Raw genomic sequence first — 1,879 nt, 5'->3', positions numbered from 1 at the left:
TCCAGGCTTCCTCGATCAATTGCGTCTGACGGATATCTTCCTGGGCCCGCTTGCTCAGCGGGCTCTTCGACCAAGCGTAGAAGCCGCTGGGATGGATGCGCAAACAGCGGCACATCGCCCGCACCGAAAATACGGAACGATGCTCGGCGACGAACGCGTACCTCACTTTGCATCCCTGGCGAAGTACGCGGCCGCTTTTTTTAGGATATCACGCTCCTCGGTGACCCGCGCCAGTTCCCGCTTCAATTGCCGAATCTCGTCGGACTGATCACCGCCTTTGGAGGCCTCCGACGCGTACTTCTTGCGCCACGCATAAAGAGAATGTGCGCTCACGCCCAAGCGCTGCGAAACTTCCGCAACCGGATAGCCTCGCTCGGTGATCTGACGTACTGCGTCGCGTTTAAAATCTTCGGTGAAATTACCTTTGCCCATGAAGGCCTCCTTGCCTCAAATTTAGGGAAGAAGGCGTCTACAAATCTAGGGGCTTCTGTGGTTGCCGCCCGTTGTGCAAGAAGTTTCTGATCCTTGGGGGTGATCGAGTGCGGTCTTCTGTCAGGCCTTTCAAATGCGGCACCTTGGAAGCCGCTGGCCGATATGGTGATCAGCGGATCAGGTCCAAATCTATTCAGCGAGCTGGTAGCTCCAAGCCCCTAACTGGTTTTCCTGACCCAGATCTATTCGATCATTTTGCCCATATGGATGGTCGACGTTCTCACACCTCCGTCACCGGCACTGTACTGCCCTGCGCAACACCCCTATTATGGCGCAGCCAGCACCGGTTTTTGGTAATCTTCCCCCTTTGTCATCATGGCCCAGATCGCTCTTGCCATCTTGTTTGCCAATGCGATGGCCACCAGCATTCTTGGCTTCCTCGCTAGCATTCGTGACAGCCAGGAATTCTCCGGTATCGTCTTTCGTCCCAGCCAGTTCAGACGTGACATTGCCCCTACGATCAGGAGCCGCCTGATGTCGGCCTGTCCAGCCTTCGATATGCGTCCAAGGCGCTCCTTCCCTCCAGACGAATACTGTCGCGGCACAAGTCCCAGCCATGCCGCGAAGTCTCGCCCTCGCCGAAAGCTCTCCATCGGAGGAGCAAAGGCCTCGACAGCTAGCGCACTCATCGGCCCAATCCCAGGCATCGTTTGTAAACGACGCGCCGTATCCGTTTGATTTGCCAGAATACCGATGCGTTTGGTTTTTGCCTCAATCCGCTGAGTTTTTTCGGAGACCTGCAACAGAAGATCATGACACTCCTCGCGCACCAGCTCGGGCAAATCGCTGTTGTCAGCTTCGATGACTGATTTGATACGCTTCAGATGACCAATGCCAGGTGGTGTCGTATGGCCAAACTCATAGAGGATTGAGCGTAACGCATTCACCAGCTCTGTACGCTGACGCACAAGTCGCTCTCTTGCTCGAAAAAGAACAGCCCGCGCTTGCTGATCTTCGGCCTTCGGGGTGATGAAACGCATCTCCGGTCGTTGAGCCGCGATGACGATCGCCTCGGCATCTGCTGCATCGTTCTTCTGCCGCTTCACGAAAGGGCGCACGTACTGAGGAGCGATCAGTCTGACTTCGTGGCCCAGCTTGGCCATCTCGCGGGCCCAGTAATGAGCACTGCCGCAGGCCTCCATCACGACCATCGCCGGAACCTGGTCAGCCATGAACCTGCGAAAGTGCTGCCGCGTCAGCTTCCGCCGGAACTTGATCTGTCCGGACATGGAAGCTCCGTGGACCTGAAAAACATTCTTGGCCAGATCGATCCCGATCATCGTCTCTTTGGTCATGCTCGCCTTCCTCTCCACCCATTGGACTTAACCCGACGATCCTCCAATAGAATGCGTCAGGTGGGTAGAGCGGCAACCACTCCATCTATTCA

General features: G+C 56.1%; 1 protein-coding gene and 1 pseudogene. Both read right to left on the bottom strand.

Going from position 1 to position 1,879, the window contains the following annotated elements; genetic code table 11:
* Positions 1-432 (bottom strand): annotated as a pseudogene (locus DCO57_RS22145) (transposase); the annotation flags it as partial.
* Positions 433-758: 326 nt separating this feature from the next.
* Positions 759-1,787, bottom strand: coding sequence for an IS110 family transposase (locus tag DCO57_RS22140; RefSeq protein ID WP_116701092.1), 1,029 nt, complete (start codon positions 1,785-1,787; stop codon positions 759-761).
* Positions 1,788-1,879 lie beyond the last annotated feature (92 nt).

The organism is Labrenzia sp. 011 (assembly GCF_003075075.1).
Taxonomy (GTDB): Bacteria; Pseudomonadota; Alphaproteobacteria; order Rhizobiales; family Stappiaceae; genus Roseibium.
Note: the sequence above shows the minus strand (reverse complement) of the source record. Positions and strands in the feature narration are given on the sequence as shown.